Source organism: Streptomyces sp. CBMA152, assembly GCF_014596475.1.
Lineage (GTDB): Bacteria > Actinomycetota > Actinomycetes > Streptomycetales > Streptomycetaceae > Streptomyces.
Genome location: NZ_MECJ01000033.1, coordinates 482,755 through 507,412, shown reverse-complemented (window position 1 = coordinate 507,412; position 24,658 = coordinate 482,755). Strand labels below are relative to the sequence as shown.

Annotated in this window: 23 protein-coding genes; 13 read left to right on the top strand and 10 right to left on the bottom strand. The window is 71.9% G+C overall.

Going from position 1 to position 24,658, the window contains the following annotated elements; translation table 11 throughout:
* Positions 1 to 43: 43 nt before the first annotated feature.
* Positions 44 to 1,249, bottom strand: a complete 1,206-nt coding sequence (locus BG418_RS35280) for an ROK family transcriptional regulator (RefSeq protein WP_188278132.1) — start codon at positions 1,247 to 1,249, stop codon at positions 44 to 46.
* 301 nt (positions 1,250 to 1,550) lie between these two features.
* Between BG418_RS35280 and BG418_RS35275 the strand changes: the two genes are divergently transcribed.
* Together BG418_RS35275 and BG418_RS35270 are read left to right on the top strand one after the other, a co-directional pair.
* On the top strand, positions 1,551 to 1,931 hold the full coding sequence (locus tag BG418_RS35275; protein WP_188278131.1) for a hypothetical protein: 381 nt from the start codon (positions 1,551 to 1,553) through the stop codon (positions 1,929 to 1,931).
* A complete protein-coding gene (locus tag BG418_RS35270; protein ID WP_188278130.1) occupies positions 1,924 to 2,175 on the top strand; it encodes a hypothetical protein in 252 nt (83 codons plus the stop codon). The genes BG418_RS35275 and BG418_RS35270 overlap by 8 nt, the downstream gene beginning before the upstream one ends.
* A gap of 123 nt (positions 2,176 to 2,298) precedes the next feature.
* Here BG418_RS35270 and BG418_RS35265 read toward each other — a convergent pair whose 3' ends face one another.
* A complete protein-coding gene (locus tag BG418_RS35265; RefSeq protein ID WP_399001510.1) occupies positions 2,299 to 3,381 on the bottom strand; it encodes a mechanosensitive ion channel family protein in 1,083 nt (360 codons plus the stop codon).
* Positions 3,382 to 3,635: 254 nt separating this feature from the next.
* Between BG418_RS35265 and BG418_RS35260 the strand changes: the two genes are divergently transcribed.
* Positions 3,636 to 4,172, top strand: a complete 537-nt coding sequence (locus BG418_RS35260) for an HNH endonuclease (RefSeq protein WP_188278129.1) — start codon at positions 3,636 to 3,638, stop codon at positions 4,170 to 4,172.
* Positions 4,173 to 4,355: 183 nt separating this feature from the next.
* Here BG418_RS35260 and BG418_RS35255 read toward each other — a convergent pair whose 3' ends face one another.
* On the bottom strand, positions 4,356 to 7,415 hold the full coding sequence (locus BG418_RS35255) for a beta-N-acetylglucosaminidase domain-containing protein (protein WP_188278128.1): 3,060 nt from the start codon (positions 7,413 to 7,415) through the stop codon (positions 4,356 to 4,358).
* A gap of 227 nt (positions 7,416 to 7,642) precedes the next feature.
* Here BG418_RS35255 and BG418_RS35250 point away from each other — a divergent pair, with 227 nt between their 5' ends.
* From BG418_RS35250 to BG418_RS35240, 3 genes are read left to right on the top strand one after another with little or no spacing between them, the layout of a single operon-like run.
* The gene (locus BG418_RS35250) at positions 7,643 to 7,822 is read left to right on the top strand and encodes a hypothetical protein (protein WP_223185941.1); all 180 of its coding nucleotides are present in this window, start codon (positions 7,643 to 7,645) and stop codon (positions 7,820 to 7,822) included.
* A gap of 4 nt (positions 7,823 to 7,826) precedes the next feature.
* On the top strand, positions 7,827 to 10,121 hold the full coding sequence (gene malQ, locus BG418_RS35245) for a 4-alpha-glucanotransferase (RefSeq protein WP_188278127.1): 2,295 nt from the start codon (positions 7,827 to 7,829) through the stop codon (positions 10,119 to 10,121).
* Between the two features lie 20 nt (positions 10,122 to 10,141).
* Positions 10,142 to 10,372: a hypothetical protein gene (locus tag BG418_RS35240; protein WP_188278126.1), complete on the top strand. Its 231-nt coding sequence runs from the start codon at positions 10,142 to 10,144 to the stop codon at positions 10,370 to 10,372.
* 95 nt (positions 10,373 to 10,467) lie between these two features.
* On the opposite strand, the gene BG418_RS35235 is transcribed toward BG418_RS35240, so the two are convergent.
* The gene (locus BG418_RS35235) at positions 10,468 to 10,968 is read right to left on the bottom strand and encodes a MarR family winged helix-turn-helix transcriptional regulator (RefSeq protein ID WP_188278125.1); all 501 of its coding nucleotides are present in this window, start codon (positions 10,966 to 10,968) and stop codon (positions 10,468 to 10,470) included.
* Between the two features lie 120 nt (positions 10,969 to 11,088).
* On the opposite strand from BG418_RS35235, the gene BG418_RS35230 reads away from it, so the two are divergent.
* From BG418_RS35230 to BG418_RS35220, 3 genes are read left to right on the top strand one after another with little or no spacing between them, the layout of a single operon-like run.
* The gene (locus BG418_RS35230; protein WP_188278124.1) at positions 11,089 to 12,048 is read left to right on the top strand and encodes an EamA family transporter; all 960 of its coding nucleotides are present in this window, start codon (positions 11,089 to 11,091) and stop codon (positions 12,046 to 12,048) included.
* 42 nt (positions 12,049 to 12,090) lie between these two features.
* On the top strand, positions 12,091 to 13,023 hold the full coding sequence (locus tag BG418_RS35225; protein WP_188278123.1) for a DMT family transporter: 933 nt from the start codon (positions 12,091 to 12,093) through the stop codon (positions 13,021 to 13,023).
* Between the two features lie 9 nt (positions 13,024 to 13,032).
* Positions 13,033 to 13,941 (top strand): LysR family transcriptional regulator, encoded by a 909-nt coding sequence (locus tag BG418_RS35220; protein WP_188278122.1) that lies wholly within the window; start codon positions 13,033 to 13,035, stop codon positions 13,939 to 13,941.
* A 296-nt stretch (positions 13,942 to 14,237) separates the two neighbouring features.
* On the opposite strand, the gene BG418_RS35215 is transcribed toward BG418_RS35220, so the two are convergent.
* The 3 genes from BG418_RS35215 to BG418_RS35210 all read right to left on the bottom strand — a co-directional run bounded on the left by BG418_RS35215 (position 14,238) and on the right by BG418_RS35210 (position 15,890).
* Entirely contained in the window at positions 14,238 to 15,071 is an 834-nt protein-coding gene (locus BG418_RS35215; protein WP_188278121.1) for a protein kinase domain-containing protein, read from the bottom strand.
* Between the two features lie 70 nt (positions 15,072 to 15,141).
* Positions 15,142 to 15,273: a hypothetical protein gene (locus BG418_RS40675; RefSeq protein WP_262928634.1), complete on the bottom strand. Its 132-nt coding sequence runs from the start codon at positions 15,271 to 15,273 to the stop codon at positions 15,142 to 15,144.
* A 272-nt stretch (positions 15,274 to 15,545) separates the two neighbouring features.
* Positions 15,546 to 15,890, bottom strand: a complete 345-nt coding sequence (locus tag BG418_RS35210; protein WP_188278120.1) for a hypothetical protein — start codon at positions 15,888 to 15,890, stop codon at positions 15,546 to 15,548.
* Positions 15,891 to 16,636: 746 nt separating this feature from the next.
* On the opposite strand from BG418_RS35210, the gene BG418_RS35205 reads away from it, so the two are divergent.
* Positions 16,637 to 17,473: a helix-turn-helix transcriptional regulator gene (locus BG418_RS35205; RefSeq protein ID WP_188278119.1), complete on the top strand. Its 837-nt coding sequence runs from the start codon at positions 16,637 to 16,639 to the stop codon at positions 17,471 to 17,473.
* On the top strand, positions 17,470 to 17,679 hold the full coding sequence (locus BG418_RS35200) for a DUF397 domain-containing protein (RefSeq protein WP_188278118.1): 210 nt from the start codon (positions 17,470 to 17,472) through the stop codon (positions 17,677 to 17,679). The genes BG418_RS35205 and BG418_RS35200 overlap by 4 nt, the downstream gene beginning before the upstream one ends.
* A gap of 161 nt (positions 17,680 to 17,840) precedes the next feature.
* Here the strand turns inward: BG418_RS35200 and BG418_RS35195 are convergent, their stop codons facing one another.
* Positions 17,841 to 19,016, bottom strand: coding sequence for an MFS transporter (locus tag BG418_RS35195; RefSeq protein WP_188278117.1), 1,176 nt, complete (start codon positions 19,014 to 19,016; stop codon positions 17,841 to 17,843).
* Positions 19,017 to 19,111: 95 nt separating this feature from the next.
* Here BG418_RS35195 and BG418_RS35190 point away from each other — a divergent pair, with 95 nt between their 5' ends.
* Complete coding sequence (locus BG418_RS35190) at positions 19,112 to 20,026, top strand: LysR family transcriptional regulator (protein ID WP_188278116.1); 915 nt, start codon at positions 19,112 to 19,114, stop codon at positions 20,024 to 20,026.
* On the opposite strand, the gene BG418_RS35185 is transcribed toward BG418_RS35190, so the two are convergent.
* A complete protein-coding gene (locus tag BG418_RS35185) occupies positions 19,977 to 20,507 on the bottom strand; it encodes a DUF1203 domain-containing protein (RefSeq protein ID WP_188278115.1) in 531 nt (176 codons plus the stop codon). The genes BG418_RS35190 and BG418_RS35185 overlap by 50 nt on opposite strands.
* Positions 20,508 to 20,679: 172 nt before the next feature.
* On the opposite strand from BG418_RS35185, the gene pepN reads away from it, so the two are divergent.
* Positions 20,680 to 23,250, top strand: a complete 2,571-nt coding sequence (pepN, locus tag BG418_RS35180) for an aminopeptidase N (protein WP_188278114.1) — start codon at positions 20,680 to 20,682, stop codon at positions 23,248 to 23,250.
* Positions 23,251 to 23,510: 260 nt separating this feature from the next.
* Here the strand turns inward: pepN and BG418_RS35175 are convergent, their stop codons facing one another.
* Positions 23,511 to 24,527, bottom strand: coding sequence for an aspartate-semialdehyde dehydrogenase (locus BG418_RS35175; protein WP_188278113.1), 1,017 nt, complete (start codon positions 24,525 to 24,527; stop codon positions 23,511 to 23,513).
* Positions 24,528 to 24,658: the final 131 nt, after the last annotated feature.

Below are 24,658 nucleotides of genomic sequence, written 5' to 3'. Positions count from 1 at the left end.
GGACGGGGCAGGGCAGGGTAGGGCGGGGTTCGGCGGGCGTGGGTCAGCGCGAGGTGTCGAAGACCTCGTCACGGGTGGTGGCAAGCGCGCTCTCCAACGCGCCGCGCAGCACCGGGTGCCGGTCGACCTCGCCGATGACGAGCCGGGGCCGGGAGGCGGCCAGCTCGCCCAGCTCGGTCTGTACGAGCTCGCGCAGCGGCTCGCCCCCGGCGGCGATCAACGCGCCGGAGAGGACGACGAGTTCGGGGTCGAGCACGGCGACCAGGGAGGCGAGACCGGTGGCGAGGCCGGTCGCGAACGTTTCGAGCAGCTGACGGTACGGGCCCTCGTCGGCCTCGGCCGCCCGCGCGACCAGCGCGATCGCGACCTCGATGGGGGTGCCGCCGGGCATGTCCGGCACGCCGTACTCGCGGGCCAGCCGTGGCACCACCTGGCCCCCGGCCAGCTCCTGGAAGCCGCCGCTGTTGGCCTTGGTGACATGGCGTACGAGCGGGGCGCCCGGCACCGGCAGGAAGCCGACCTCGCCCGCGCCGCCGGTGAAGCCGCGGTGCAGCCGCCCGCCGATGACGAGGGCGGCGCCGAGTCCGCCCTCGTTCCAGAGCAGCACGAAGTCGTCGTGGCCGCGGGCCGCGCCCAGGCGCTGCTCGGCGATGGCGGCGAGGTTGACGTCGTTCTCGTACTCGACCGGCATGGGCAGCGCGGCGGCGAGCTCGTCGAGCAGCGCGGGGGAGTGCCAGCCGGGCAGATGGGAGGCGTAGCGCAGGCGGCCGGTGCCGGGGTCGAAGGCGCCGGGGGTGCCGATGACGACGCGGTGCAGGTCCGAGCGGACCAGATGGGCGGCCTTGACGGCCCCGTCGAGGGCGTCGGTGACCTGGTGCGCCACGGACTCGGCGGCGCGTCGGCCGGGGGTGCGCACCTCGAACTCGCCGACCACGTCCCCGGTGACATCGGCGACGGCGGCGCGGATGCGCTCGGGCGTGACATCGAGCCCGGCGACGTGCGCGGCCCGCGAATTGACCGCGTACAGCTGGGCGTTGGGCCCCGGGCGGCCCTCGGTGGTGCCGGTCGCGACGACCAGCCCGGCGGCTTCGAGGCGCGCGAGCAGTTGCGAGGCGGTGGGCTTGGAGAGGCCGGTAAGCTTCCCGATCCGGGTGCGGGACAGCGGCCCGTGCTCCAGCAGGAGATCGAGGGCGGCGCGGTCGTTCATCGCGCGGAGTACGCGCGGGGTTCCCGGGGTAGTACCCGCCACGACGGTTGCACCTGCCTTCGGCTGGGGCCCGCCGCGTTTCGCTGCCGCGGGGAGCACTGTTAGGAAAGTTTCCTATTCGGTTGTGAGGACGGTAGGCCGCACGTCAGGGCCCCGTCAATGGGCTGACCCCGGGCGGCTGTCAATCCGTTACCTGCGCGAAGTGGGAACGAAGTCGGCAGTTCTGGTCGAGTCCGATCGCACCTGCGCAACTTGACACAACGTATGCCTGCCGGACGTACCGTGAGTGCCGGGCAGCGGTGCGAGGGGCTGTGCGGCACTATCGTGGATGACGCGCCGGAGCGTGCCCGACGAGTGGAAGAGGCTACCGATGACCGTGCCGTTCGGGGCGAACGACGGGCCGATCATTCCGAGACCAGCGCTCACGCTCCCCGCCCTCAGACAGGCTGTCGCGACGGTTGCCCCGTCCCGGTTGCCCGAGTTCTTCGAGGAACTCCAGGACGCGTTCGTCCGGGCGGGGGAGGAGGACAGCGTTGTCCCCATCCGGATGTTCTACCAACGGTGGGGCGTGGTCGTGGAGATCGAGAGGTATCCGGCGACCGCCCGGCGGCTGCACGCAGCCGAACGCAGGGTGGACAGCGCTGACCCCGAGGCGCGGAACCAGGCCGTCCGCGAGGCCGGCGACATCGTGCGGGCGGCACACCGCGAGGTCGCGGGTGGCTGACTGGCATTGGGAGCACGATCCCGACAATCTGCTCGACGGACTGGCTCCCGAGGCGTTGGCCGAGGTCGGTCTGCTGGCGCGAGAGATCGCCGTCCGCGAATCCATGGTCTTTCTGGAAGGGGCTTCGTACACCGGGATCGGCCCGGGACTGCGAACCGAGAGCCGTGGCTCGGTGATGCTCACCTACATCACGGACGTACGTGGTGAACGAATCGTCGTCGTCCAGGTGAACTGGTACGGCTGAGCGGTCTTGTGGAAGTCCGACGTGGTTCCGTGCCCGTCCGCACTTCCGGCGGAGCGTTGGCCCCCGGGTACGGCAAAGGGCGCTCACGCCGATGTGAACCGGCGGGAGCGCCCTCGCCGCGGATTACTTCGCCAGGCTCGGGCCCGGCGGTATCTCGGCCGTGGCCAGGGACTGGGGGGACGTCGGGTTGCCCAGGGCCGAGGGGGCGGCCATCGACGCCGTCGGGTCCGCGGCCGCCGCGGCCTCCGTCAGCGGCGGGCCGCCCACGATGCGGATGCCCGCCGCGTCGAACGCCTCCTTGATACGCCAGCGCAGCTCGCGCTCGACACCCACCGCCTTGCCCGGCATCGTCTTCGCCGAGACGCGGATGACCATCGATTCGAGCAGCACCTCGTGGAGGCCCAGGATCTCCACCGGGCCCCACAGCCGCTCGTTCCACGGCTCGTCCTTGGCCATGGAGTCGGTCGCCTCCGCGAGCACCGCGCGGACCCGGCCCAGGTCCTCGCTCGGGCGGACCTGGACGTCGACGGTGGCCGTCGCCCAGCCCTGGCTGAGGTTGCCTATGCGCTTGATCTCTCCGTTGCGTACGTACCAGATCTCACCGTTGTCGCCGCGCAGCTTCGTCACGCGCAGGCCCACCTCGACGACCTCGCCGGACGCCACGCCCGCGTCGATCGAGTCGCCGACCCCGTACTGGTCCTCCAGAATCATGAAGACACCGGACAGGAAGTCCGTGACGAGGTTGCGCGCGCCGAAACCGATCGCCACACCCGCGACACCCGCCGAGGCGAGCAGCGGCGCCAGGTTGATGTTGAGGACGCCCAGGATCATCAGGGCCGCCGTGCCCATGATCAGGAAGGACGCCACCGAGCGCAGGACCGAACCGATCGCCTCCGAGCGCTGGCGGCGGCGCTCGGCGTTGACCAGGAGGCCGCCGAGCGCGGTGCCCTCCACGGCCTGGGCGCTGCGGTTCATCCGGTCTATGAGCTTGGTGAGCGCCCGGCGTATGAGCACCCGCAGGACCGAGGCGATGATCAGGATCAGCAGGATGCGCAGGCCGATGGCGAGCCACGTCGACCAGTTCTGCTCGACCCAGCCGGCCGCCTCGGTGGCCGACTTCTGGGCGTTGTCGAGGGTGGGGGTGGTCGTCGGACCGGTGGGATCGGCGGACGGGGATCCGGCGGCCAGTACGGCGGGCCAGTGCACGGCGGGAACCTCCAGGACTTGCGCTGCCGACAGTGCGACGGCAGGCCAACCACACTAACGGGGCAACCCGTGTGCTTCGGTGCCGTGTTCGAGGGAGAGACGGACCGGACCTGGGGATGTAGGGGAGTGTGGTCGAAAACACTTCCAGCCCGTTACCCGGACGTGGTGGCGTTTCGACCAGGCATGAGGAGAGACTGAAGGCAGATCGTCCCGGCGCGAGCCACGCGCCGCCGGCGTACAAGGAGGCATCCACCGTGCCGCACGTCCTGGTCCTCAACGCGTCGTACGAGCCCCTCGGCGTCGTACCGCTCCGCCGCGCGCTCGTCCTCGTACTCGAAAACAAGGCAGTCTGCCTAGAGGAATCCGGCGCCTTCATGCATAGCGCGACCCGTGCCGTCCCCGCGCCCAGCGTGGTCCGGCTGAAGAGATTCGTACGGGTCCCCTACCGGGGGCCCGTTCCGCTGACCCGCCGTGCGCTCTTCGCACGGGACGGCGGGCGCTGTATGTACTGCGGTGGCGTCGCAACCAGCGTCGACCACGTCATCCCGCGCAGCCGTGGTGGTCTGCACGTCTGGGACAACGTGGTGGCCGCGTGCCGTCGCTGCAACCACGTCAAGGCCGACCGTCATCTGCTGGAGCTCGGCTGGCGGCTGCGGCATCAGCCCGCGCCGCCGAGTGGTCTGGCCTGGCGGATCATCGGTACGGGGCATCGGGATCCGCGATGGCTTCCGTACCTTCAACCGTTCGGGGCGGATGATGCTCTGGCCCGGATCGATGGCATTTCTGCCTGATTCCGGGCCAGATTTGTCTCTGGGCGCGGTGTCTTTGGGTGCGGGGTTCGTCTGCGGACCGTGCGTGGCTGGTCGCGCAGTTCCCCGCGCCCCCTAAGGGGATGGTGGCTCGGGCGGCCGTGGGGGCGTCGCAGCTGGTCGCGCCCGCGCGGCGGAGCCGCAAATGTCACAGCCCCGCGCCCCTTAAGGCGCAGCCACTGCGTATGCCTCTACCGACCACAGTGAGTAGCCGTACGGGGTCGCTCTTGTGACGCCCTGGATCCGGAGGAAACGGGCGTCTCTCGCGTCCATCCGTACCGCCTCTCGGCCGCCCTTGCCGTCTCGGACCGTCGCCGCCGTGCGCCAGGTGCGGCCGTCGGGGGAGGTCTGGATGGTGTACGCGCTCGCGTAGGCGTCCTGCCAGTTCAGGACGACCAGGCCGACGCGGCTGCGGGCCGGTAGTTCGGCCTGCCACCAGGCGTTGTCGACCGCCGGGGACGACCAGCGGGTCGACGGATCGCCGTCGGCCGCCGCGCGGGCCGGGAACGCGGGGGTCTCGTCGCCCGAGGACGACGCGGCGGCGCCCGCGATCAGGTCGGGGCCGACCGTACGCGGATACGCCTTGACGGTCAGGGTCCGCTCCTGCCCGGCGAAGGACACCGGCACGCGGTACTCGCCCGCCGGTGTGCCCGGCGCCACCGTCACCTCCACCGGCACCGTAGAAGTGGCCCCGCGCGGCACCGTGGCCGAGCCCGGGAGTGTGACCCCGATACCTCGGGGAGCGCGCGCGGTGAGCGTGCCCCGTACGTCCCCGGGCCGCGTCGACGTCAGCACCGCCGCGACCCGCTGCGGCTTGCCGCCGATCTCCGCGTCCGTCGCGTCCTTCGCCAGCTCGAAGCGGGCGCGCGGCTCGTCCGCGAACCACGGGATCAGATGCCGTACGGACTGTACGGAGTCGGAGGGGCCCGTCACGCGGACCGCGTCGGCGAGGACGCCCCCGGCGGCCGCCTGCGTCCAGCCGTCGCCCGACAGCGGCCCGACACTGCGCCAGCCCTGACCCGGCACATGCACCTGCACCAGCGCCCCGCCCTCGGCCCACGGCACACGCGCGGCGGCGAGGACCGGGCCGGGGCCGACGACCGGGGCGGCCGGGGCGCCCGCCGTGGCCCAGGCCGGGGGGCCCGAGCCGGGGCCCACGGCGGGGCCCGGGCCGAAGCCCGCGTCGTCCATGACCGTCAGGGCCTCCACGGGGCGCACCCGCCCGAGGCCCACGGTGTACGCGTCCGGCGACACGGTGACGGTCCCCGCCGGGCGGTCCGCGCCCGTCCAGGCCGCCGACGCGTCGGCCGCGCGCGCCAGGAACGCGTCCAGGACCCCCTTGCCGACCGTGGCCGTCCCGGTCGCGGCGCTCTGGCGCAGTGGCTCCAGGGCGAGCGCGGCCCGCCAGGCGGCCGCGCCGTGGCCGTGGGCCTGCGCCTGGAGCATGTCGACGGCGACCTCGCCGGCCCGGCCGTAGCGCGAGAGCCGGTCGGACCAGGGGCGGACCTCGTCGGCCAGCGCGCTGTCGGCGGCGAGCCGGTCGGGCGTCTGGCGCATGACCGTGAAGGCCGAGCGCAGCCGTGCGGCGGCCGCGTCCCGTACCGACGGGTCCGCCGAGCCGCGCGACTGCCAGAACGCGTCCAGGAGCGGGCGCAGATAGGCGGACTCGGCGCTGCTGAGCACCGACGAGGAGTCGTTGCCGGCCAGCGCGGTCAGCGCCTCGCGCACCGGCGCGTCACCGCCCGCCAGATCCGCGATCGCGGCCCGCCAGGACGCCTCGGGCTCGTACCCCTGCGGGTTCCAGGCGTAGTCGGCGGCCGTGAACAGCGGGATGCGGGAGGCCGACGCCTGTTCCATGGCGTTGGCGAGCAGCGCCGCCGAGCCGGTCGCGACGGCGGGCTCGCGGCCGGTGTACGGGCCGAGGAAGATCCGGCCGGGCGCCCAGTCGTTGACGGGATAGTTGTCCATCGTCACCAGCGGATGCCCGAACGCTGCCCGCGCGCCCGCGAGTTCGCGCCCGGTGATGGTGCGCGGCACCACCCCGACACCCGTCCAGGCGACCTGTACGCGCGCGTCGAGCCCGTCCGCGAGCGCGCCGCGGTACGTGGTGGCGCCGTCCTGGTAGTACTCCGTCGGCATCAGCGACAGCGGCTGCGAGCCGGGGTAGCGCTCGGCGAGGTGGGCCGCGACGGCGTTCGCCACGCGCGCGTGGGCGCGGGCGGCGGCGGCCGGGCCCTTCCCGAAGGTCTTCTTGTCCTGGCCGCAGTGCCACTCGCTGTAGCTGACGTCCTGGAACTGGAGCTGGAAGGCGCGCACGCCGAGCGCCCACATCGCGTCGAGCTTGCGCAGCAGCGCCTTGACGTCGCCGTCCGAGGACAGGCACATCTCCTGGCCGGGCGCGACCGCCCAGGCGAGCGTCACATGGTTGGCGGCGGCGCGGGCGGCGAGCGTACGGAAGGCGGCGCGCTGGTCGGCCGGGTACGGGTCGCGCCACTGGGCCTGGCGGTACGGGTCGTCGCCGGGCGCGTACAGGTAGCGGTTCTGCTTGGTGCGCCCCATGAAGTCCAGCTGGCCTAGCCGCTGTTCGGGCGTCCACGGCTGCCCGTAGAAACCTTCCGTCGTGCCGCGTACGGCGGTCGCGGGCCAGTCGCGCACGCTCACCCCGGGCACCGTCGCGTCCCCGCGCGCGTCCTTGCCGACGAGCTGACGCAGTGTCTGCACGGCGTGGAAGAGCCCGTCGTCGCCGACGCCGTCGAGTGCGACGGTGTCCCGCCCGCCGACCCGCCCGACACCGATCCGGTAGCCGCCCGACGGCAGGTCCCCGCGCTCGGGGACCCGCAGGGCGCGCAGCGCGTCCTGCGCGCCCGCGCCGCCCACCACGAACACCGGACCGTTGCCCGCGAGCCCGTCGTGGATCGTGGTGACCCCGGCCTGGTCGAGTACGTCCCCTAGCGCGGACACCGCGTACGGGTCGGCGCCGGGGTCGGCGACGACCACGGCCTCGCTGCCCAGGCTCAGCCCGGACCCGGACCGCTTGACCGACTGCGGCCGGGGCCAGACGGCCGGGACGGAATCCTGTCCGGCCTCCGTCGAGGGGCCGGTGGTGGGCTGGTCGGGCACCCAGGGTCCGGTGGGGGCCGCGAGTGCGCCGGGGGCCGCGCCGAGGAGCCCGCCGATCACGGCCACCGCGAGAGCCGTCGCCCGCCTACCGCGCCCGAACCGCACGCCATCTCCTCGCCTCGGCACCGCTTTTGCGGCCGCCCGCGCCACAACCCGCCCCGAGCCCACCACCCCCGGTGCGAGGGTGTCAATGCGGGTGACTGTTGTGCCGGAATTGCCCCCTCCGGTGATCGTTCACGAGCGGAGAAACGTGTCGGCGCGGCGAACGCGCAGTGACGACCGTGACCCGCCTCACGTTGTACGGATGGGAGCCCGCCCACGGGGTAGGGCTGCTGTGTCCTCCGTTGCCGACACTCTGTGGAGCCCCCGTGGCCCTCTCCGCCCTAGAACAGCCCCTGACCAGCGAACCTCCGCTGGCCGACGCCGAACCGCTCACCAGCGAGCCGCCGTTGACCGAGGCGGCGCCCCTGACCAGCGAGCCGACCCCGGTGGCCGGGCCTGTCGGAGCATGACGCCATGACCCTCGACCGGCTCGCCGCGCTGCACGGCGTCGCCACGTCGTACGACCCGTCGCCGGACCGTACGGTTCCGGTCGCGGACGCCACGGTCGTCGCGGTCCTGGCCGCGCTGGGCGTGGACGCGGCGACCCCCGAGGCGGTGGCCACCGCGCTGGCGACAGCCGAACTGGCCGAGGCAGAACGCCTGTTGCCCCCCACGGTGGTCCACTGGCACACCCCGGGCCCACCGCCCCCGCCCCCGGCCCTCGCGACCCTGCCCCCGGGCACGATGGTCCGCGTCGAGGCGGAGGACGGCGGGGAGACACGGTGGGTGACGCCGGGGGTGGCGGAGCCACCGGGACCGGGTGGGGCGTCGGTACGCGCCGAGCGGCCGGGATCGGGTGAGGCCTCGGCACCCGCCGACCGGTCGGCGCCGCCCGAGCCACCACCCGCCGAGCCGCCGGGACCGGCCGAGCCACCTGTGGCCACCTCCGCCGACCCACCGGCACCCGAACACACCCCCTGGCCCGCCCTCCCCCTCGGCGTCCACAGTGTCACCGCCCGCACCCCCGACGGCCGCGTCGCGCGCGCCACGCTCGTCGTCGCGCCGGGGCGCACCCCGCAACCCCCCGCCCGCACCCACGGGTTCCTCGTGCAGCTGTACTCGCTGCTCTCCGCCCACTCCTGGGGCATGGGCGACCTCGGGGACCTCGCGGAGCTCGCCGCGTGGGCGGGGCGGGCCGTGGGGGCCGGGTTCCTCCAGATCAACCCGCTGCACGCCGCCGTCCCCGGCACCCCCACCGACCCCTCGCCCTACCGCCCCTCCTCCCGCCGCTTCCCCGACCCCGTACACCTGCGGATCGAGGACGTGCCCGAGTACGCGTACGTACGCGACAGACGCAGGCTCGACGAACTCCTCAAGGCGGCCGACGCACTGCGTCAATCCGTCCTGAACGACGGCGAGTTGATCGACCGGGACGCGGTGTGGGCGCTCAAGCGGGAGGCGCTGGAGGAGATCGCGCGCGTACCGCTGGCGCCCGGGCGGCGGGCCGCGTACTGCGACTATCTGGCGCAGCAGGGGCAGGCGTTGGAGGACCACGCCACCTGGTGCGCGCTCGCCGAGCGGTACGGGCCCGACTGGGCGCGGTGGCCGCAGGGGTTGCGTGACCCGCGCTCGGCCGCCACCGCGCGCGCCCGCCGCGAGCTCATCGACCGCGTCGACTTCCACACCCGGCTCGCCTGGCTCACCGACACCCAGCTCGCCGCCGCCCAACGGGCCGCCCGGGAGGCCGGGATGGCGGTCGGGCTCGTCCATGACCTCGCCGTCGGTGTGCATCCGGGCGGCGCCGACGCCTGGGCGCAGCAGCGGACCTTCGCCCGGGGCATGTCGGTGGGCGCGCCGCCCGACGCGTTCAACGCGCGCGGCCAGGACTGGGGCCTGCCGCCCTGGCGCCCCGACGTGCTGGCCGCGACCGGCTACGCCCCGTACCGGGGGCTCCTGCGGAACCTGCTGCGGCACGCGGGCGCGCTGCGGATCGACCACGTCATGGGGCTCTTCCGGCTGTGGTGGGTCCCGCAGGGTCAGGAGCCGACCGCCGGGACGTATGTGCGCTACGACGCCGAGGCGATGCTCGCCGTCCTCGTCCTGGAGGCCCACCGCGCCGGGGCCGTCGTCATAGGGGAGGATCTGGGCACGGTCGAGCCCGGCGTACGGGAGGCGCTCGGCAGGCGCGGGGTGCTCGGCACCTCGGTGCTCTGGTTCGAGCGCGACTGGGGCGGCACCGACCGTCCGCTGCCCCCCACCGCCTGGCGCGAGGCGTGCGTCGCCACCGCCACCACGCATGACCTGCCGTCCACGGCCGCCCGGCTCACCGGCGAGCACGTCGGCCTGCGCCACCGCCTCGGCCTGCTCACCCGCCCGCTCGCCGAGGAACAGGCCGAGGATGCGGCCGAGGTGGGGGAGTGGCTGGCCTATCTCGCCCGGCTCGGGCTGCTGCCGGAGGGCGCCCGGGGCGAGGAGGGCGCGGTCCGGGCCGTCTACCGCTTTCTGCTGCGCACGCCCGCCCGGATGGTCGGGGTCTGGCTGCCGGACGCGGTGGGCGACCGCCGCCCGCAGAACCTGCCGGGCACCTGGGACCAGTACCCCAACTGGCGCCTGCCCGTGGCGGGCCCCGACGGCCGCCCGCTGACCCTGGAGGACCTGGTCTCCTCGCCCCGGCTGCACGGCCTGATGCGGGTGTTCACCGTCGGGGCGCGCACCGCCCCGACGGGCGCGCGGACTCATACGGCACCCCCGGGCGCGCGCCCCACTTAGGCGTTCGCTACTTTTGCACTGTGGACAAGAAGAACACCCTGCGCGCCGGCGCCGTGGCGGCCGGAACGACGCTGATGATGCTGCTGATGTCGGCCCCCGCCCTCGCGCTCACCCGCGACGACGGCGACGACCCGGGCAAGGGCCTGAGCGTGATCAACACGATCGGCCTGTACGTGGTCACGCCGATCGCGCTCTTCGCGATCATCGCCGGTCTGGTGATAGTCCTCGACAAGTCGCGCAAGAAGGCCTGACCGCCGCGCTTCACGCCTTGAGAAGGCGCTTTACGGTACGAGTCCGACTCGTACCGTAAAGCGCCTTTTCTCATTTCAGGCGGCGGTCGACGTGCTCAGTGCGCGGCGAGCAGCTTGCGCAGCAGGGCGGCGAGCTGGGCCGCCTCGGCCTCGTCGAGCACGCTGTCCAGCACCTCGTGCTGCATCGCCAGGCCCGCCGTCACCGACTCGTCGACGATCTCCCGCCCCTTGTCGGAGAGGGTGACGCGCAGCCCGCGCCGGTCGTGCGGGTCCGGGCTGCGGCTCAGCAGCCCGGCCTTCTCCAGTTTGTCGAGCCGCCCGGTCATCCCGCCGGTGGTGAGCATCAGCGTCGCCGAGAGCTGGCGCGGCGAGAGCGTGTACGGCTCGCCGGAGCGGCGCAGTGTCGCGAGCACGTCGAACTCGCCGCGTGAGATCCCGAACCGCTTGTACTCCTTCTCGATCCGGTCGCCCATCGCGCGGGAGACGCGGTAGATGCGGCCGTAGACGGCCATCGGAAGGGTGTCGAGGTCGGGGCGGACCTCCGCCCACTGCGCGGTGATGGCGTCGACGGGGTCGCGGGGGGTGGTCGCTGTCATGGAACCAGTATCCGAGCGGAATGGGTCGGACGCAAGAAAGTTGCTTGGCGGAAAGTAGCTTAGGAGTAAGCTACTTTCCATCGAGCAACTTCGGCATCGATCCCGTTTCTGGAGCCCCGTATGAGCACCGTCCGCAACCCGAGCCGCATGGCTACCATCGCGCTCACCGCCCTCGCGCCCGTCTCCTGGGGCTCCACATACGCCGTGACCACGCAGTTCCTGCCCGCCGACCGGCCGTTGTTCACCGGCATGATGCGGGCGCTGCCTGCCGGACTCGCACTCCTCGCCGTCACGCGACGGCTGCCGAGAGGGGAGTGGTGGTGGAAAGCGGGAGTGCTCGGGGCGCTGAACATCGGCGCGTTCTTCCCGCTGCTCTTCCTCTCCGCCTACCGGCTGCCCGGCGGTATGGCCGCCGTCATCGGCTCCGTCGGGCCGCTGTGGGTCGCCGGGCTCGCCGCGCTCTTCCTCGGCGAGAAGCCCACTCTGCGTACGCTCCTCACCGGCATAGCGGCCGCGCTCGGGGTGAGTCTCGTCGTGCTGAGGGCGGCGGGGGCGCTCGACACGGTCGGGGTGCTCGCCGGGGTGGCCTCCTCGGCCTCGATGGCCGCCGGGACCGTGTTCACCAAGCGGTGGGGGCGGCCGGAGGGGGTCGGGCCGCTGGTGCTCACCGGGTGGCAGCTCACCGCGGGCGGACTGCTCATCGCGCCGATCGCCTTCCTGGCCGAGGGTGCGCCGCCCGCGCTCGACGGCCGCAACCTCGCGGGCTACCTCTACCTCGCGCTGGTCAACACCGCGGTCGCGTACTGGCTCTGGTTCCGCGGCATCGGCCGGCTCACCGCGACCTCGGTGACCTTCCTGGGCCCGCTCTCGCCGCTCACCGCGGCCGTCATCGGCTGGGCCGCGCTCGGGCAGTCGCTGGCGCCGCTCCAGCTGGTCGGGATGGCGATCGCGTTCGGGGCGACGCTGGCGGGCCAGTGGACGCCGCGCGGGAAGGCTCGTACGGCCGATCCGTTCACTTCTCCTAAAGGGATTGATCAAAAAGATTCGATGGACCTGATGGTTCCTGCGGTGCGACGGTAGGGATCCACCCACCGAGAACCCCGCCGAGGAGAGACGACGAACGTGGCAGTCCTGGAACGCGCACGTGTCCGCACCGAACCGACCACCACCCCCGGAGCGCCCCGCGCGTCCCGGGCCGGTGGGCGCGGGCTGCTCCTCGCGGGGCTCGCGACCGTCGTCTGGTCGGGCAGCTTCGTCGCCTCCCGGGCGCTCCACGACTCCGTACCGCCCGTCCAGGCCGCGTTCTGGCGCTGGATCATCGCCCTGGTGGCGGTCGCGCCCTTCGCGGCCCGCGAGACCTGGCGCCAACGCGCCCTGATCCGCCGCCACTTGGGATTCATCACCCTCGCCGCCCTGATCGGCGTCACCGTCTACAACACCCTCGTCAACCAGGCCGGACTCTCCACCTCGGCGGGCAACATGGGCATGATCATGGCCGCGTCGCCGGTCCTGATGGCGGTGTACGAACGGCTCGGCGGCCGGCGGCTCGGCGCGCGCCGCACGGCCGGGATGCTCGTCGCCTGCGCCGGGGTGCTGCTGCTCGTCAGCAAGGGGTCGCCGACCCCCGACTTCGCGCCGGGCGACCTGTGGATGGTCGCGGCGGCCCTCTCCTTCGCCTCGTACAGCGCGCTGCTGCGCCGCCGCCCGGCCGAACTCGGCTCGCTCGCCTTCCTGTTCACCACCTTCGCGCTGGGCGCGCTGATGCTGGCACCGGTGTACGGGATCAGCGTTGCGATACAGGGAGGCTTCGCGGCGACGCCGGGGACGGTGGGTCCGCTGGTGTACGTGGGGGTGCTGTCGTCGGCCGTCGCCTTCTTCGCCTGGAACAAGGCGATCGGACTGATCGGCGCGGCCCGCGCGGGCGTCGTCTACTACCTCCAACCGGTGTGCGTGGCGCTGCTCTCCTTCGCCCTGCTCGGCGAGGCGACGGGACCCGGGCAGCTGCTCTGCATGGCGCTGATCCTCGGCGGAGTGGTGCTGGGGTCGCGCAGGTAGGTTGCGGCCATGGCCGACTGGGACATCAAGAAGCTGCGGATCCTGCGGACCCTGCACGAGCGGGGGACCGTGACCGCGACCGCCGAGGCGCTGCGCATGACGCCCTCGGCGGTCTCGCAGCAGCTGACCAACCTCGCCAGGCAGCTCGGCGTGACCCTCCTCGAAGCCGACGGCCGCCGGGTCCGCCTCACCGACGCCGCCCATCTCGTCCTGCGGCACGCGGACGCGGTCTTCGCCCAACTGGAGCGGGCGGACGCGGAGTTGAGCGGCTATCTGCGCGGGGAGGCGGGCGAGGTGCGGGTGGGCGCGTTCTCGACGGCCGTGCCCGCGCTGGTGGTTCCCGCCGTGCTGCGGCTGCGGCGCAGTCATCCCGCGCTCGATGTACGCGTACGGGAGGCGGAGGCGGCCGAGGCGTACGAGCTGCTGTCGGCCGGTGACGTCGACCTCGCCCTGTCGCTGGCCGCCCACGCGCCGAGCGCCCGCGATCCCCGCTTCACGGTGGTCCCGCTGCTCGCCGACCCGCTGGACGTGGCCCTGCCCGCCGACCACCCGCTCGCGTCCGCGCCGGACCTGCGGTTGTCCGACCTGGCGGGGGAGGCGTGGATCTACGGCGGGAGCGGGCCGTGGTCCGAGATCACCCTGGCGGCGTGCGAGGCCGCGGGCTTCGTCCCCGCGCAGGCGCACAGCGCGGCGGGCTGGACGGCGATTCTGTCGATGGTGGAGGCGGGGATGGGGGTCGCGCTGGTCCCCCGGCTTGCCGCGGTGCGGCGGGAGGGGGTGGCGATGCGGGAGCTTTCTGCGGACCGTCCGTATCGGCATGTGGTGGCGGCGGTGCGGTGTGGTGCGGAGGGTGGTCGGGTGGGGCGGGTGCTGGCCGCGCTGCGCGCGGTGTCGTCCCCCACCCCGCCCCTTCCCTGAACCCTCCGGGGGTGGGTGGGGGAAAGGGTGGGAGGGTTTTTCCCGGGGGCGGCGCCCCCGGACCCCCGTTTGTCTGCGGACCGTGCTGGGTTGCTCGCGCAGTTCCCCGCGCCCCTTGATGGGCCCTTCGGGCCCTCCTTAGGGGCGCGGGGAACTGCGCGACAAGCCCCCACCGGCGGCCACGTAGTGGGCCCGCTGGCGAGGACTCGCACCAGGGCGACGGGTAGCCTCGCCCGCCCACGGCGGAGGAATGCCGGGACGGGCGGGGCCGGTCGCGGGGCATGGGGTCCGGCTTCCTATGCTGCGGCCTGGTCCAGGGCCTTGCAGACTTCCTGAATCGTGGGCCGGTCGTCTGCGTCGTACCGCAACATGTCGCGGATGAGCGCTCCCAGTGTGCCCGCCACGTTCACGGGGCGGTGTGTGCCAGTGACGATCGCTTGCCGCTGAATCGCCCGCGACGCGTCGTCCGGGTACTCAACGTGCCGCCAACCGGTCGCCGCCATGAACAGGGTTGCCCCCAACGCGTACACGTCTGCTTGTCGCGTAGGAACCGCCTCGCCGTCCTCCAGTACGCGGCGGGAAATCTCGGGGCTCTCGTAGTGGACGAGACAGCCCCTGTAAGCGAAGTCGCACCACTCGGGTACTTCGACGCCACGGGCGAGGGCAAGGTCGATGAGCGCTGCCCTCGCCGGCTCGTCCCTCACGATGAAATGGGCAGGCTGCACGTCGCCGTGAACGACATCTTTGTCGTGCAACTCGGCGAGGGCTCGCGCGCATGCAAGGGCGTCGGGCAGGGGTGGACGGGAGGGGCTGTCCCGGGTCCGGTGCGGTTCCCATAGGTGTTGCAGATCGGTGCCCGCAAGCCATGGCTGGACGTTCCAAGTGCCCTGGTCCCACTGTCCGTACGTTGCGGCGGCCGTACCTAGCGCTTGCAAGATCACACCTTCACGGGCGGGTGCCAGTGCCGTCCATGCGTGCGTTTCACTGCGGTACCCCAGTTTGACCACGACGCGGCCAGTGGGCGTGTCTACATCCCACACCGTTGAACCGCGCCGGTTCAGTACGAGCCGCTGAGACAAGGGCGTTACGGGGACAGGGTCAGGGATCTCGAATGGCCCAAGACCGGTCATCGGCTGGTCCTCTCAATGTCAGGGGCCGACCCCCGGAGCAGAGGTCGGCCCCTCGGGTCAGGGGAGACTACTAGCGGGTGTGGTAGTCGCGCCCGTCGTCCGAGTCGCCCGTCGGCGGGTTACCCTCACCGCCGTCGTCGTCTCCGTCTCCGTTGCCACCACGCGGGGTGGCCATGCGCTGTAGTGCTTCCTTGAGTGTCACTTTCGTGTCTCCTCATGGCGTCCGGGTGGGGGCCGTCCCCAACCGTCGTGCACTTGCTGACCCGACCGGCCGTCCCCGGTTCACGGGACGTGCAACCGGACGGGCGTTACGCCCGCCCCTGCCGGGGTTCCTGTGAGCCGTGGGGACAACTCATCGGGTATGTCCGGCAGGGATGGAGTCACTGTTGGTCGACCTCGGCAGGGCACGCAGTTTCTCCGTATCCCGCACCTTGGCAGGTAGTTGGAACAGCGGGTCCCCGGCCACCGGGAGCCTCAGCGGTGGTCAGCCCGCGCGTTCTCGGTCTCCTCAGCGGCTTCGCGGCGCGCTTCGCTGCTGGTCACCAGTTCCAGCCGGTTGACCGCCCCTCGGCACGCCTGCTCCTGCTCGTTGTTGAGGACCACGACCGCCACGTCTTCCACTCTGCGGGTGAAGAGTCCGTGCCCCGTCTCGGCGGTGTGCGACATGATCGCGATGCTTCCGGCGTCAAGGTCGTTCGTCGCGTCCAACTCCCAGCGGCAGCCGTCGCCGGACATGCAGCGGGCCGTCAGGGTCACTTCGCTGGACGGGTGCCGCAGCAGCCGGTAGACCAAGCTCCGCAGCGTGCTTCTGACGCTCACCGGACCACCTCCTTGCCAGGCCACGACTCGTGGTCGGGGTGGCGGGTGATCTCCGCGTTGGCCCGCTGAACCTCCTGGGGCTGCCGACCCTCCCGCGCCACCTCACGGCTAGCGCGCGAGGCATCGCAGTGATCGCACCCCTCAGCGCCAGGCGGCTCAAGGCCGTACGTCGGGTCCACAGCGCTGACGGGTACTGAGCCGTACTCCGGCCCTGTGGGCATTCCTACTGGTAGTGCAAACATCAGCGCCGACCCCCAATCGGAGTGTCAATCATTCGGGCCTGCCGCAACTCGTCGTCAGTCAGGTATCTGAGTGCTTCTGGGGCGGTCGCCCACTCGGTCCCGCCACCGGGCGGGGAGTTGGTTGATCTCGCCAGCCTGTCCGGGGGCGGTCTGTTCGGATCGGCCGTGCACACATCCGCCGTGGGGACGTTGACGGGGATCACGGACAGGAAGTACGCCCCGGAGAGAGCCCGCCCCACCAGCCACCGGAACGCGCGTCCCCGGTGCGGAGTTGCGAACGTGCCGAGCAGAACACGGACGGTCTCACCAGAGGCGGGCCGCTCTGCGAATACTTCGGCCCAGTAGGCGCCGTGGGTCGCCGTCTGCACATTCTCGGCAGCATGATTCTCGCCGGGCACGACCACTCCTCTCCGTAGTGCTATCACTACCGGGGTGGTTCAGAGTGCTCCGCACCTGGGAAGGTTTCAACTTGCTGGAAGAGAACGAAAGGTTGGTGAACGGCCTTTGAACCGCAAGGAGTTAACGCCCGATGCCTCGCCCCAAGCGGCCTATGGGGCGCGTCTGCGCAGCCTGCGGGAGGCACGCGGCTGGACTCAAGATGATCTCGCCGATCGCATGGACTATTCCAGCGTGCATATCTCGGCGGTCGAAACTGGTCGGAAACCTCCGACTCTCCGCTTCTCGCGTAGTGCTGACCGCGCTTTCGGCCTTGAGGGCTCCGTGGACGCGTTCGAGCGCGAGTACCGGCAGATGGGACAAGGCAGCCTGCTGGAAGGGTTCCCGGAGTACGTCAAGCGCGAGGGGCGGGCCGTAGAGCTACGGCTGTACGAAGTAGGCGTCATCCCCGGTCTGCTTCAGACAAGGGAGTACGCGGCAACACTGGAGGCCGACGCTGTACGGCGGGAAGCCAGCACGGCCGAACAAGCGGAAGAGCGCGTGGAGTTGGTGACCCGGAGGCAATCCACGCTCGCCCGCACTCCATCTCCCTTGATCCATGCAGTGCTTGACGAGAGCTGCATCCGGCGACCCATGGGGAACTCTTCGGTCATGGAAGCTCAGTTTGATCGCCTGTTGGAGTTCGCCGAGATGCCGAACACCTTGCTCCAGGTCGCCCCCTTCAGCATGGGGGCACGCCGACCCTTCAGTCTGCCGGTAACTGTGTTGACCATGCCGGACCGCTCGATCATGTCCTACGCCGAGTCAGCGCAGCGAGGGCATCTAGAGCGGGACAGCGCCGCTGTCGTGGCCATACTTAAGGCATACCATCAGTTGCAGGCCGAGGCGTTGCCCCAAGCGGCGTCGGTGGCCTTGATCAACCAGTTCCGAAAGGGTTTCAAGTGACGACCGAATCCCCCCGCTGGTTCACGAGTTCGTACAGCGGTAACGGCGGCCAGTGCGTACAGGTCGCCACGAACCTTGTCGCCTCGCGCGGCGAGGTCCCAGTCCGTGACTCCAAGCGCCCGAACGGCCCCGCTTTGGGCTTCCACGCGGATGCGTTCTCTTCCTTCGTAGCAAGCCTCAAGGCCGGAGAGTTCGGCTCTATCTGAACGGCACCAGCACCACCAAGCACCCCGCCACTCCAACCCCTATGGAGCGGCGGGGTGTTCTGCTGTCAGGGAGCGAGTCCACAGGACAGGAACACCGCGCGCCCAGCTGAGCCTCGGCGGTAACCACGGACGACCTCTCGAAGGGGCGGGGTGGGGGAAACTCACCCCCGGCCCGACGTCGCCGTCACCAGCAGCGCCGCCCCCGCCAACCCCGCCCCCACCAGCAGCACAACCGTCTCCCCCGAACCGTTCACCACCGCACCCCCCACCGCCGCGCCCACCGCGATCGCCGCGTTGAAGACGCCCACGAGCAGGGCGGACGCCGCCTCGGGCGAGCGTGGGGCCGCCGCCAGGAGCCATGTCTGGGTGGTGACCGAGACGCCGCCGTAGGCCAGGCCCCACACCGCCAGCAGGGCGATGGAAAGGCAGGCCGAGCGCTGCGTGGCCGCAAGGAGCGCCAGGACCGCAGCGAGCAGCCCGGAGATGACCGGCAGCGCCCGCCGCGCAGCCGTCGCACCCGCGACGAAGTTGCCCACGACGCCCGCGACCCCGTACAGCAGCAGAAGGCCGCTCACCGCGTCCGGGGAAATGCCGTCGACGCGCTCCAGGACGGGCCGCACATAGGTGTACGCCGCGAAATGGCCCGTCACCAGGAGCAGCACCAGCAACAGACCCACCCGTACCGGCCGCAGCGCGAGGAGTCCGGCCAGCTGCGCCGGGCGCACCGCGCTCTCGGCGGGCAACGGCGGCAGCAGTACGGCGAGCAGCGCGGCCACCGCGAGCGCGAGCAGCCCCACCGCCGCGAACCCCCAGCGCCAGCCCGCCAGTTCACCGATCAGCGCGCCCGCCGGGACGCCGACGACCGAGGCGACCGCGATACCGCTGAAGACGACCGCCGTCGCCCGGCCCACCGCCTCGGCGCGTACGAGCCGGTGTGCCAGACCCGCCGCCAGCGCCCATACCCCGCCGATGCACACCCCGACGACCAGCCGCGCGCCGAGCAGTACGCCGAAACCGGGCGCCAGGGCCGAGACCAGGTCGGCGGCGGCCAGGAGCAGCACCAGGGAGACGAGGAGTACGCGACGGTCAGTGCGGCCCGCCAGTGCGGGCAGCAGCGGCGCGGTGACCGCCGCGACCACACCCGGCAGGGTGACCGCGAGCCCGGCCGTCCCCTCGCTCACCCCGAGCGCGTCCCCGAGCGGGCTCAGCAGACCGACGGGCAGCATCTCGGTGGTGACGACGCTGAAGGTCGTGGCGGCGACCGCGAGCACGGCGGCCCGGCTCCGCGCGGGGCTCAAGGGGGCGTGGTCCGGGGCGGCTTCGGTGATCGTGTCCATGCCCCCCAGCCTTCGCCCGCCCGGCGGCGGGAACAACGGCCGTTTCCTCATCCTTGGATGAACTGGGCTCATCGATCGACGACGGAAGAGGTTGTGTGGGCGGGCTGGAGATACGTGAGCTGGAGTGCTTTCTCGTCCTCGCCGACGAGCTGCACTTCGGGCGGACCGGCGAGCGGCTGTATCTGTCGCAGAGCCGGGTCAGCCAGCTGCTCGCCGCCCTGGAACGCCGGCTCGGGGCGCGGCTGGTGGAGCGCACCAGCCGCCGCGTACGCCTGACGCCCTTCGGCGACGCCTTCGTAGCCGAACTACGGCCTTCGTACGAGCAGTTGGCGGATGTCGTCGCCAAAGCGCGCGCGACCGCGCTCGGCGGCACGCTGCGGATCGGGTTCCAGGGCGCGGCCAACACGTGTCTGACGGGGGCGCTCGGCGCGTTCCGCGCGGCGTATCCCGAGGTCCGTACGCAGGTCACCGAGGTGCCGCTGTGCGATCCGTTCGGCGCGTTGCGGCGCGGTGAGGTGGACACGGCGGCCGTGCTGCTGCCGGTGGCCGAGCCGGATCTGGAGCTGGGGCCGGTCTTCTCCGAGCAGCAGCAGACCCTCGCCGTGTCGGTCCGGCACCCGTACGCCTCCCGCCCGTCCCTGACCGCCGCCGAACTCGCCGGTGCCCGTCTCATCGCCCCGGCGGCGCCCGCCCCCGCCTACTGGCGTACGGCGCAGGCGCCCGGGGCGGATGACGGGCCCGCCGTGGCCACCCTCCAGGAGGGTCTGACCCTGGTCGCGGCGGACATCGGCGCGATGCTGCTGTGCCGCCCGAGCGCCGAGTACCACGCGCGCGACGACATCGCCTTCGTGCCGGTGGAGGGGCTGCCCGCCTCGGCGCTGGGCGTGGTGTGGCGCCGGGGCGGGGCGACGGCCGCGGTGCGCGCCTTCGCGGACGCGCTGGCCGGGGTGCGGGACGGCGTCAGGGGCGGCGCACCTCGAAGAGGAAGCAGCCGTATTCCAGCGCCCTGACGTGGACGAGGACCACCTGCGGGTCCGCGAACGCCTCCTCGAAGGCCGCGTCGCAGGCCGCCGTCGCCTCCGCCGGGACCGCGAGCAGGCGGCCGCCGACGATCCGCCCCTCGCTGTCGTAGCGGCGCACGGTGCGCAGCGCGCCCTCGTGCGCGAACGGATAGCCGTCCGCCTCGCCCGGCCCGTCGCACTCGGCGTGGATGAAGACCGGGCCCTGCTCGTCGTACGCCCCCGGCTTGGCCCAGGTCAGGGCCGCCCAGCGGCGCAGCGGGGCGTACGACACGAGCGCGATGCGCTCGCCGGGATCGCTCCGGCGCAGACAGCAGCGCAGGGGCGCGCCGCCCTCGTCGTCGGTGTACGGGACGCAGGGCCGCCCGGCGTCGTCGCTCACCCGCAGCTGTGCGAGCGCGGCGGACCCGATGGGCCGGGCGGTGTAGGCGGTGGTCGCGGTGGTCGCGGTGGTGGAAGTCGTCGTGTTCATGGCTTCGAGCCTGGCCCGCCTCCGCCGTGTCCACCGGCGGAATTCGGACCTGGCGGTGGACGGGTACGCGGGCGGCGAAAAGCCCTGTACGTCCGCCACAGGTGTCATGTAAGGATGGCCGGAACCGTCACGATCTGATGGATACATCTGAAGTTCTGAAGGAGATGGCCGGGTGCCTGGCACGAATCTGACCCGTGAAGAGGCCCAGCAGCGGGCGAAGCTGCTGAGCGTCGACTCGTACGCGATCGAGCTCGATCTGAGCGGGGCACAGGAGGGCGGCACCTTCCGGTCCGTGACCACCGTGCGCTTCGACTCTGCCGAGGCCGGTGCGCAGACCTTCATCGACCTGGTCGCGCCCACCGTGCACGAGGTCGTCCTGAACGGCACCGCGCTGGACGCGTCGGCTGTGTTCGCCGACTCGCGGATCGCGCTGACCGGTCTGGAGGCGGGCCCGAACGAGCTGAAGGTCGTCGCGGACTGCGCGTACACCAACACGGGCGAGGGTCTGCACCGCTTCGTCGACCCGGTCGACGACCAGGCGTACCTCTACACGCAGTTCGAGGTGCCGGACGCGCGCCGCGTCTTCGCGTCGTTCGAGCAGCCGGACCTGAAGGCGACCTTCCAGTTCACCGTGAAGGCGCCCTCGGGCTGGACGGTCGTCTCCAACTCGCCGACGCCGGAGCCCTCCGAGGACGTGTGGGTCTTCGAGCCCACCCCCCGGATCTCCAGCTACATCACGGCCCTGATCGTCGGTCCGTACCACTCGGTCCACTCCTCGTACGAGAAGGACGGCCAGTCGGTGCCGCTGGGCATCTACTGCCGTCCCTCGCTCGCCGAGTACCTCGACGCGGACGAGATCTTCGCGGTCACCCGGCAGGGCTTCGACTGGTTCCAGGAGAAGTTCGACTACGACTACCCGTTCGCCAAGTACGACCAGCTCTTCGTGCCGGAGTTCAACGCGGGCGCGATGGAGAACGCGGGCGCGGTCACCATCCGCGACCAGTACGTGTTCCGCTCGAAGGTGACGGACGCCGCGTACGAGGTGCGCGCCGAGACCATCCTGCACGAGCTCGCGCACATGTGGTTCGGCGACCTGGTCACCATGGAGTGGTGGAACGACCTGTGGCTGAACGAGTCGTTCGCCACCTACACCTCCATCGCCTGCCAGGCGTACGCCGAGGGCTCCAAGTGGCCGCACGCGTGGACCACGTTCGCCAACTCCATGAAGACCTGGGCGTACCGGCAGGACCAACTGCCGTCCACGCACCCGATCATGGCGGACATCCGCGACCTCGACGACGTGCTCGTCAACTTCGACGGCATCACGTACGCGAAGGGCGCTTCGGTTCTCAAGCAGCTCGTCGCCTACGTCGGCATGGACGAGTTCTTCCAGGGCGTGCAGGCGTACTTCAAGGCGCACGCGTTCGGCAACACGCGCCTGTCGGACCTGCTCGGCGCGCTGGAGGAGACCTCCGGGCGTGATCTGAAGACCTGGTCGAAGGCGTGGCTGGAGACGGCCGGGATCAACATCCTGCGCCCGGAGATCGAGGTGGACGGCGAGGGCCTGATCACCTCCTTCACCGTCCTCCAGGAGGCCCCGGCGCTGCCCGCCGGCGCCCAGGGCGAGCCCACCCTCCGTCCCCACCGCATCGCGATCGGCTTCTACGACCTGGACGAGGCGGGCAAGCTGGTCCGTACGCGGCGGATCGAGCTGGACGTCGACGGGGCGCGTACGTCGGTCGAGCTCCCGGCGGGCACCCGCCGCCCGGCCGTCGTGCTCCTCAACGACGACGACCTCTCGTACGCGAAGGTCCGCCTCGACGAGGAGTCCCTGAAGGTCGTCACCGCGCACCTCGGCGACTTCACCGAGTCACTGCCGCGCGCGCTGTGCTGGGCCTCGGCGTGGGACATGACCCGCGACGGCGAACTGGCCACGCGCGACTACCTGGCCCTTGTGCTCTCGGGCATCGCCAAGGAGTCGGACATCGGCGTCGTGCAGTCCCTGCACCGCCAGGTGAAGCTGGCGCTTGAGCTGTACGCGGCGCCCGACTGGCGCGAGACGGGACTCGCGCGTTGGACCGAGGCGACCCTGGAGCAGCTGCGCGCGGCCGCGCCCGGCAGCGACCACCAGCTGGCGTGGGCGCGGGCGTTCGCGGCGACGGCCCGTACGGGCGACCAGCTCGACCTGCTCCAGGGGCTGCTCGACGGCACGGAGACGGTGGACGGCCTGGCCGTCGACACCGAGCTGCGCTGGGCGTTCGTCGAGCGCCTCGCGGCGACCGGGCGTGCCGACGAGAAGGCGATCGCTGCCGAGCACGAGCGGGACCGTACGGCGGCGGGCGAGCGCCACGCGGCCACCGCGCGCGCGTCGCGGCCGACGGCCTCGGCGAAGGCGGAGGCGTGGGCGGCGGTCGTGGAGGGTGACACGCTGCCCAACGCGATGCAGGAGGCGGTGATCGGGGGCTTCGTCCAGACCGACCAGCGCGACCTTCTCGCTCCGTACACGGAGAAGTTCTTCGCGGCGGTCAAGGGTGTGTGGGAGTCGCGTTCCCACGAGATCGCGCAGCAGATCGCGACGGGTCTGTACCCGTCGCTCCAGGTCTCCGAGGCGACCCTGTCCGCGACGGACGCGTGGCTGTCTTCGGCGGAGCCGAACGCGGCCCTGCGCCGCCTGATCTCGGAGTCCCGCGCGGGCGTCGAGCGGGCGCTGCGGGCCCAGGAGGCGGACGCGGCGGCGTCGTAGCGGGGGTTTGCCCCCGGGCCCCTTGGTTCGGCTGCGGACCGTGGGGGCTTGTCGCGCAGTTCCCCGCGCCCCTTAGATGGGCCCTTCGGGCCCTCCTAGGGGCGCGGGGAACTGCGCGAGCAACCCAGCACGATCCGCAGAGGAAGCGGGGCGCAGGGGCGAAGCCCCGCCCGGGGTCCGGGGGCCTCGCCCCCGGGAAGCCCACCCCCACCCCCTCCCACCCCCGGAGGGTTAAGGGAAGGGGCGGGGTGGGGGGAAAACTACGCCGACAGTTCCGCGGCCACCAGCTCCGCGATCTGCACAGCGTTCAGCGCAGCGCCCTTGCGGAGGTTGTCGTTGGACAGGAACAGGGCCAGGCCGTGTTCGACCGTCTCGTCGACGCGGATGCGGCCCACGTACGACGCGTCCTTGCCCGCGGCCTGCAGCGGCGTCGGGATCTCCGAGAGCTCGACGCCCGGGGCGGCCGCAAGGAGCTCGTACGCGCGCTCCACGCTGATCGGGCGCGAGAAGCGCGCGTTCACCTGGAGCGAGTGGCCGGAGAAGACCGGGACGCGCACGCACGTGCCGGAGACCTTCAGCTCGGGGATGCCGAGGATCTTGCGGGACTCGTTGCGGAGCTTCTGCTCCTCGTCCGTCTCGAACGAGCCGTCGTCGACGATCGAGCCCGCGAGCGGCAGCACGTTGAAGGCGATGGGGCGCTTGTAGACGCCCGGCTCGGGGAACTCGACCGCGTCCCCGTCGAAGGTCAGCTGGTCCGCCGTCTCGACCACCTTGCGCGCCTGGGTGTGCAGCTCGGCCACGCCCGCGAGGCCCGAGCCGGAGACGGCCTGGTAGGTGGTGGCGACCATCGCGGTGAGCCCGGCCTCGTCGTGCAGCGGACGCAGCACCGGCATCGCGGCCATCGTCGTGCAGTTCGGGTTGGCGATGATGCCCTTGGGGCGGTTGCGGATCGCGTCCGGGTTCACCTCGGAGACCACCAGCGGCACCTCGGGGTGGCCGCGCCACGCCGAGGAGTTGTCGATGACGACCGCGCCCTGGCCCGCGACCTTCTCGGCGAGGGCGCGGGAGGTCGCGCCACCGGCCGAGAACAGCACGATGTCCAGGCCGGAGAAGTCGGCGGTGGCGGCGTCCTCGACCGTCACCCCGTCGACCACGGTGCCCGCCGACCGCGCGGAGGCGAACAGGCGAAGCTCGTCGATCGGAAACTTCCGCTCGGCGAGGATCTTGCGCATGACTCCGCCGACCTGTCCGGTGGCTCCGACGATTCCGACCCTCACGATGACTCCTTTGTGTGCACGTATGTACGGCCCGGGCGCCTCCATGATGCGTCGGCCCACGGCCGACTTGTCCAATCCATTGTCCGGGCTGTGGGACGGCTGCCCACTTGTGACGAGCTCATGGCAGGTCT

What these genes read in the sequence shown, in the direction of transcription:
- BG418_RS35195 (WP_188278117.1), bottom strand. Translation starts at nt 19,016, where the DNA reads ATGGACACGATCACCGAAGCCGCCCCGGACCACGCCCCCTTGAGCCCC.
- malQ (WP_188278127.1), top strand. Translation starts at nt 7,827, where the DNA reads ATGACCCTCGACCGGCTCGCCGCGCTGCACGGCGTCGCCACGTCGTAC.
- BG418_RS35220 (WP_188278122.1), top strand. Translation starts at nt 13,033, where the DNA reads ATGGCCGACTGGGACATCAAGAAGCTGCGGATCCTGCGGACCCTGCAC.
- BG418_RS35235 (WP_188278125.1), bottom strand. Translation starts at nt 10,968, where the DNA reads ATGACAGCGACCACCCCCCGCGACCCCGTCGACGCCATCACCGCGCAG.
- BG418_RS35230 (WP_188278124.1), top strand. Translation starts at nt 11,089, where the DNA reads ATGAGCACCGTCCGCAACCCGAGCCGCATGGCTACCATCGCGCTCACC.
- BG418_RS35185 (WP_188278115.1), bottom strand. Translation starts at nt 20,507, where the DNA reads ATGAACACGACGACTTCCACCACCGCGACCACCGCGACCACCGCCTAC.
- BG418_RS35215 (WP_188278121.1), bottom strand. Translation starts at nt 15,071, where the DNA reads ATGACCGGTCTTGGGCCATTCGAGATCCCTGACCCTGTCCCCGTAACG.